Genomic DNA, 7,166 nt, shown 5'->3' on the forward strand with positions numbered 1-7,166 from the left:
TGCGGCCGGTGGGCTCAGCGCGCCCGTGCGGGGCCGCCGTGCGACGCGTCGGCGCCCGGTTCCGGCGCGGGCGACAACACGACCGCCAGCCCCGCCCAGGCCAGGTCCGCGGCGGTCATCACCAGCCGCGACAGCACCGCCACCACCAGGGCCGCCCCGGCGTCCACCACCGGGGCCAGCGCCACCACCAGGACCGCCTCGCGCACGCCCAGCCCGGCGGGGGCGAACACGACCAGCAGGCCCAGCGTCCAGGCCAGCGCGTACGCGCCGACGGCCGGGCCCAGAGAGCGCACCGCGTCGCCGCCGACGGCCCAGGTCAGCAACCACACGTGTGCCCCCAGGGGAACCCACGCCACCAGGGTCCACCCCGCGGCCGAGGCCATCGCCCTCCCGCCGAGACCGAGCGGACCGGCCTCCGCCACCTCCCGGAAGCGCGCGAACGGGCGGGCGGCCAGCCGGATGCCCAGGCCGACCACGCGGGGGTGCAGGGCGGCGAGCAGGAGCGGCGCCAGCGCCAGCGCCCACCACCAGCGCCGGGCGGCCTCCGCCGACGACAGGGGCAGGGCGACCGCGGCGACGGCCAGGCTCACCGCGACCGTCACGCCGACGGCGAGCAGGGTCGCGGCGGCGCCACGGGACCGCGGCACGGCCCGGTCACGCGCCAGCTCGACCTGGGCGACGAACGCCCACACCGAGCCCGGGAGGTACTTGCCGAGCTGGCCCACGAACATCACGCGGGACGCCACCCGGCGCGGCAGCGGTGAGCCGAGCCCGGCCAGCAGGGCCCTCCAGGCGAGCATCTGGGCGGTCAGCCCCGCCATGCCCGAGAGGACTGCGGCCGGGAGCACCCACAGCGGGAGCTCGGCGGCGGCGTCCCGGGCCTGCGCCCAGTTCGCGTGCAGGGCCGCGCCCGCGCACGCGCACACCGCGAGGAAGAGCGCCAACCGGACCCACGGGTTGCCGCGCAGCCGACTCAGCACGCAACTCCTCCTTCGCTCACCTGCCGACCCTATGTCTCTTCCGCCCCGCCCGGGGTCGCACCCGTGTCCCCGCATGGGCGGCACGGGCGGCGGGGGAGGGGCCGGGGCCCGGTCACCGCCGGCGCGGCCCCGGCCCCTCCGCGAGCGGCGATGCGTCCGCGTGGGCGGAACGGCCGGGGCGTAGGGTGCGCTCTATGAGTGGTGCGAACGACCCCTTCCCCGTGTCCTCCCAGGCCCCGGCCTCCCGGCCGCCGACCCCCTCCGCGATGCGCCGGGCCCTGGCGAGGGCCCGGGACGGCAAGACGCTCGACGTCGCCGAGGCGGAGGTCCTCCTGCACGCGAGGGGGGAGGACCTGGAGACCCTGCTCGAACACGCCGGCAGGGTGCGCGACGCCGGACTGGAGGCCGCGGGCCGCCCCGGCGTCATCACCTACAGCCGCAAGGTGTTCGTCCCCCTGACCCGCCTGTGCCGCGACCGCTGCCACTACTGCACGTTCGCGACGGTCCCCGGCCGCCTGGACTCGCCCTTCATGTCGCCCGACGAGGTCCTGGAGATCGCCCGCAAGGGCGCCGAGGCGGGCTGCAAGGAGGTGCTCATCACCCTCGGGGACCGGCCCGAGGACCGGTGGAAGCAGGCCGCCGAGTGGCTCGACGCGCACGGCTACGACGACACCCTGTCCTACGTGCGGGCCGTGGCGATCATGGTCCTGGAGGAGACAGGGCTCCTCCCCCACCTCAACCCGGGCGTCATGACCTGGTCGGACTTCCAGAGGCTCAAGCCGGTCTCCCCGTCGATGGGGATGATGCTGGAGACCACCTCCACCCGGCTCTTCACCGAGAAGGGCCAGGCGCACTACGGCAGTCCCGACAAGGACCCCGCGGTGCGGCTGCGGGCGCTGGAGGACGCGGGCCGTTCCAGCGTCCCCTTCACCACCGGCATCCTCCTGGGCATCGGCGAGACGGTCGCCGACCGCGCCGAGTCCGTCTTCGCGATACGCGGGGTCTCCCGCCGCCACGGCGGTGTCCAGGAGGTCATCGTGCAGAACTTCCGCGCCAAGCCCGGCACCGCGATGATGCACCGGCCCGACGCCGAACGCGAGGAGATGGCCGCCACGATCGCGGTCACCCGCCTGGTCATGGGCCCCAAGGCGCACATCCAGGCGCCCCCGAACCTCATCGGGGCGGAGTCGGGCGGCGTGGACGAGTACGCGCTGATGCTGCGCGCGGGCATCGACGACTGGGGCGGCGTCTCGCCGCTCACCGCCGACCACGTCAACCCCGAGCGCCCCTGGCCCCAGATCGACGACCTGGCCGCGCGCACCGCCGGCCAGGGGTTCACGCTCCGCGAGCGGCTCACCGTCTACCCCGAGTACATCCGCGCGGGTGAGCCGTGGCTCGACCCCCGCCTGGCCGGGCACGTCGCCGCGCTCGCCGACCCGGAGACCGGCCTGGCCCGCGAGGACGCGGTCATCGAGGGGCGGCCCTGGCAGGAGCGCGAGGCCGTCCTGGTCTCCTCCGGCCGCACCGACCTGCACACGGGCATCGACACCGAGGGGCGCACCGGCGACCGCCGGAGCGACTTCGACTCCGTCTACGGCGACTGGGACGAACTGCGCTCCGGAGTGGACCGGGAAGGCGCGGTGCCCCGCAGGTTCGACCCGGACATCGCCGCGGCGCTGCGCAGCGCGGAGGCCGACCCCGCCGGGTTGGACGACGACGAGGCGCTCGCCCTGCTGCACGCGGACGGCCCCGAGCTCGAAGCCCTCGCGGACCTGGCCGACCGCGTACGGCGCGACGTCGTCGGTGACGACGTCACGTACGTCGTGACCAGGAACATCAACTTCACCAACGTCTGCTACACCGGCTGCCGGTTCTGCGCGTTCGCGCAGCGCCGCACCGACGCCGACGCGTACACGCTCTCGCTCGACCAGGTGGCCGACCGGGCCGAGGAGGCCTGGAAGGCCGGGGCGACCGAGGTGTGCATGCAGGGCGGCATCCACCCGGACCTGCCCGGCACCGCCTACTTCGACATCGCGTCGGCCGTGCGCGAGCGCGTCCCGGACATGCACGTCCACGCGTTCAGCCCGATGGAGGTGGTCAACGGGGCCGCCCGCACCGACCTGCCGGTGCGCGAGTGGCTGACCCGGGCCCGCGAGGCGGGGCTGGGGTCCCTCCCCGGCACGGCCGCGGAGATCCTCGACGACGAGGTCCGCTGGATCCTCACCAAGGGCAAGCTGCCCGCGAGCGAGTGGATCGACGTGATCACGACCGCGCACGACCTGGGCATCCCGACCACGTCGACGATGATGTACGGCCACGTGGACTCGCCGAGGCACTGGGTGGCGCACATCAAGCTGCTGCGCTCCCTCCAGGAGCGGTCGGTGGAGCGCAACGGGCGCCGCGGGTTCACCGAGTTCGTGCCGCTGCCGTTCGTGCACACCAATTCGCCCATCTACCTGGCCGGGCTGGCCCGCACGGGGCCGACCGTCAGGGAGAACCGCGCGGTGCACGCCCTGGCCCGCCTGCTGCTGCACGGCCACATCGACAACATCCAGTGCTCGTGGGTGAAGCTGGAGGAGGACACCTGCCGCCAACTGCTGGCGGGCGGCGTGAACGACGTGGGCGGCACCCTGATGGAGGAGACCATCAGCCGCATGGCCGGCTCGGGGCAGGGGTCGTACAAGACGATCACCGACATCCGCTCCATGGTCGAGCCGACCGGTCGGCCGGTCCGGCAGCGCACCACCCTCTACGGGGAGGTGCCGCAGGAGCGGCAGCGCGTCGCGGAGGCCAGCGACGGCGTGGCGCCGAGCGTCCTGCGCCCGTCCCTCCCCCTGGTCTGAGGGGTCCGCCGGCGGGCGCGCCCGGGGCCGGGGGAGCACGAAGGGGCGGAACGCCGGGTGACGGCGCTCCGCCCCTTCTCCTGGGAGGCGGACCCCCACAGGGATGGGAGTGGTGGGAGGGGGTCCGCGGGAACCGCGCGCAGCGGGAGGGGAGGGGGCTCCGCGCGGCTATGGCCCTAGCAGGCGCCGACGTCGGTCCAGACGCCCCACTCGCCGGTCGTGCCCGGCTCCTCGCCCCGGGTCCACCAGCGGGCCTGGTACTCGCGGCCGCCGTGGGCCACGCGGTCGCCCTGGGTGTAGGTGGAGCCGGACGACCAGGCGGAGGCGGTGCACTCGCCGGGCTGCTGGGTGGGCTGCTCCGTCGGCTGCTCGGTGGGCTGCTCCGTCGGCTGTCCGCCGCCCGGGTTGCCCAGGCGGGCGGAGACGGTGTTCGCGAAGGCGTAACCGCTGGTGGCGTCCCAGTTGATCGACCAGGTCATCACGCCGCCGATGGGACCGTACGGCGTCTGGGGGGAGAACGAGCCGCAGTTGGCGCCGGTCTCCAGGCAGTCGAGTGCGCGCACCACCTGGCTCGGCGCCATGTAGCCGCCGCCGGCCGCGGACCGCACCGCGGGCAGGCCCAGGCCGACCTGGTCGGGGCGCAGTCCCATCTCCAGCTGGATGCAGGCGAGCGCCGCGACGAAGTCCGGGGTGCCCTGGCTGTACACCTGGCCGTCGCAGCCGAGCATCGACCCGGAGTTGTAGTACTGCATGTTCACGATGGTGAGGATGTCGGCGATGTCCGTCGCGAGCTTGTAGTACTCGCGGTCGGGGCTCTGGAAGTCGATGGTCTGCGGGGCCATGGTGACGATCAGGCCCGGACCGACCCGGGAGCCGAGGTCGTGCAGGGCGTCGGACATGTGCTGGGCGTTGATGCCGTGCTCCAGGTCGATGTCGACCCCGTCGAACCCGTAGTCCTGCATCAGCTGGTGGGCGGTGTCGGCGAAGTTCCGCGCCTGGGTCGGGTTGGTGACGTTCACGTGGCCGAGCTCGCCGCCCACGGAGATGATGACCTTGCGCCCCTGGGCCTGGACGGCCGCGATGTCGCTCCGGAACTGCGCGTCGGTGTAGCCGCCCAGTTCGCTGCTCGCGAGGTTGAAGGTGATGCCGCCGTCGAGGGTGGCGTGGTTGTCGGCGAAGGCGACGGCCACCATGTTGTACTCGGCGGGGATCTCCGTCAGCGGCATCACCCCGGAGCCGTTCTCGAAGTTGTGCCAGTAACCGGTGAGCCACTGCCCGGTCTGCTGGGTCTGGACGGTTTCGCCGTCGGCCACGGTCTCCGCCTCGGTGGGAGAGGGGGCGATCTGGGTGAAGCCCGCCACGAGTGCGGCCGCCAGAACCGCGAAGGTACCGGCGAGAGCGGCTTTGCGTCCCTTGGACCGGCTGTGGCGATGAGTCCTGAGCATGGGGGTGCTCCTTTCGTCGAGCGGGGGAGACGAAGGGGGCTCCCGGGGGAGCCGCTTAATTGTTAGGAAACTTTAAAGTTGGCTTCCGGTTCCGTCAATGAAAATGGTAAGGAAAGTTTGCAGTTTTCTTTGGGATCGCGTACCACTTTCTTCGGGGCCGTGTACCGCGCGACGGCCCGGGGCGTCGCCGTCCGGGCGTCCGCGCGGCGGCCCCGCCGGCCCCGCGGCACTCCGGGCGCGGCCCCGCTCAAGCGCCGTACGGACCGGTCCCCGTGTCCCGGATGTCCAGATCGCGGCTCATCGCCCGGAACACCTCGTGGTCGATGTCGCCCTCCCGGTACATCGACATCAGCATGTCCCGCCGCGCCTGCGTGATCTGGGCGTGCACCGCCTTGCCGCTGTCCACCCGCTGCCGGGCCCGGCCGTCCCCCGCGTCGAGCAGCCCCCGCACCTGGCTCACCCGGCGGACGTACACGCCGCGCAGGGAGTCGGCGGTCCTCTCGTCCAGCTCCCCCTCGCGGAGGAGCTCGTCCACCTTGCCCAGAGCCGCACAGCTCATCTGCTCGTCCGCCCGCAGGAACTCCCGCTGCCGGGCGCCCTCCTCGGCGAGGCCCAGCCGCCGCAGCACCAGCGGCAGCGTCATCCCCTGACCCACCAGTGTCCCCAGCACCACCGCGCCCGCCACGAACACCAGCGCGCCCCGGTCGGTGAAGGGCTCCCCGCCCAGCGTGGCGGGCAGGGACAGGGCGATCGCCAGCGACACCGCCCCGCGCATCCCGCTCCACCCGATGACGATCCGCTCCCGGAAGGACGAGACCTCCAGGTTGAGGAACCGCACCACCCGCTGCACCGGGATGACGGCCAGCATCAGCGCCATGCGCAGGACGACCGCCGCGGCCGTCGTCGCCAGGGCGACCCCGAGCAGCCCCAGGAGGGCGAAGTGGTCCCGCACGGCCGCCGCCACCGCGTCCAGCTGGAGCCCCAGCACCACGAACAGCATCGACTCCAGCAGGCTCACCAGCGTCGACCAGATCGTCTGCCCGTTCACCCGCACCCTCGGCGGCAGCAGGCCCTCGCCCCGCGTGCCCAGGTAGAACCCGGCGACCACCGCCGCCAGAACGCCGGAGAACCCGGCCATCTCCGCCGGGATGTACGCGACGAACGGCGTGACCAGCACCACCATCAGCTGGAGGGACGGGTCCCGCATGCGCGTACGCGACCACGCGACCGCCGCGGCCACCACGGCCCCGTAGAGGAGGCCGCTCACCACGACCTTCACCAGCTCCACCACGCCCTCCTGCGGCGTGAGCGGACGCGCCATCGCGGTGACGGCCAGGCTGAACAGGGTCAGCGCCACCCCGTCGTTGATCAGGGACTCGCCCTCCAGGATCGTCAGCACCCTGCGCGGGGTGCCCACCCGCTTGAGGATGGCCGACGCGGCCACGGCGTCCGTCGGCGCGATCGCCGCGCCCAGGGCGATCGCGGCGGGCCACCCCACCGAGGGCAGCAGCAGGTGGAGGACCGCGGCCAGGCCGAACGCGGTGGCCAGGGTCACCCCCACCGCCATCACGGCGATGGGCCGCATCAGGTCGCGCATGTCGCGGGGCGAGGAGAAGAACGCCGCGTTGTAGATCAGCGGCGGCAGGAACACGAGGAGGATGACCTCGGGGGAGACCGACAGCGAGTGCATCCACGGCACGACCCCCAGGGCCATGCCGAGCAGCACCAGCACGACCGCGCCCGGCACCCGGAGCCGTCCCGCGACCAGTCGGCCGCAGATCACCGCGACCACGATCACCAGCGTGGCGACCACGTACTCCTCGACGTCCATCCCGCGCCCCCCGCTCGACTCCCGGCCGGACCAGGATCGCGCCGTCGGTCCCCCGGCGCCTCCGGAC

The 7,166-nt window shown here is 73.5% G+C and carries 4 protein-coding genes; 1 reads left to right on the forward strand and 3 read right to left on the reverse strand.

The window, feature by feature from the left end:
- Positions 1-14 precede the first annotated feature (14 nt).
- A complete protein-coding gene (locus ACWGL3_RS15435; RefSeq protein WP_267948288.1) occupies positions 15-980 on the reverse strand; it encodes a lysylphosphatidylglycerol synthase domain-containing protein in 966 nt (321 codons plus the stop codon).
- A gap of 194 nt (positions 981-1,174) precedes the next feature.
- Between ACWGL3_RS15435 and ACWGL3_RS15440 the strand changes: the two genes are divergently transcribed.
- The gene (locus ACWGL3_RS15440) at positions 1,175-3,823 is read left to right on the forward strand and encodes a bifunctional FO biosynthesis protein CofGH (RefSeq protein WP_267948289.1); all 2,649 of its coding nucleotides are present in this window, start codon (positions 1,175-1,177) and stop codon (positions 3,821-3,823) included.
- Between the two features lie 176 nt (positions 3,824-3,999).
- Here the strand turns inward: ACWGL3_RS15440 and ACWGL3_RS15445 are convergent, their stop codons facing one another.
- Both ACWGL3_RS15445 and ACWGL3_RS15450 read right to left on the reverse strand, forming a co-directional pair.
- The gene (locus tag ACWGL3_RS15445) at positions 4,000-5,268 is read right to left on the reverse strand and encodes a glycosyl hydrolase family 18 protein (protein WP_267948290.1); all 1,269 of its coding nucleotides are present in this window, start codon (positions 5,266-5,268) and stop codon (positions 4,000-4,002) included.
- Positions 5,269-5,515: 247 nt separating this feature from the next.
- Complete coding sequence (locus tag ACWGL3_RS15450; protein WP_267948291.1) at positions 5,516-7,099, reverse strand: Na+/H+ antiporter; 1,584 nt, start codon at positions 7,097-7,099, stop codon at positions 5,516-5,518.
- Between the last annotated feature and the right edge of the window lie 67 nt (positions 7,100-7,166).

The sequence above is a fragment of the Nocardiopsis sp. NPDC055824 genome (genome assembly GCF_053616335.1).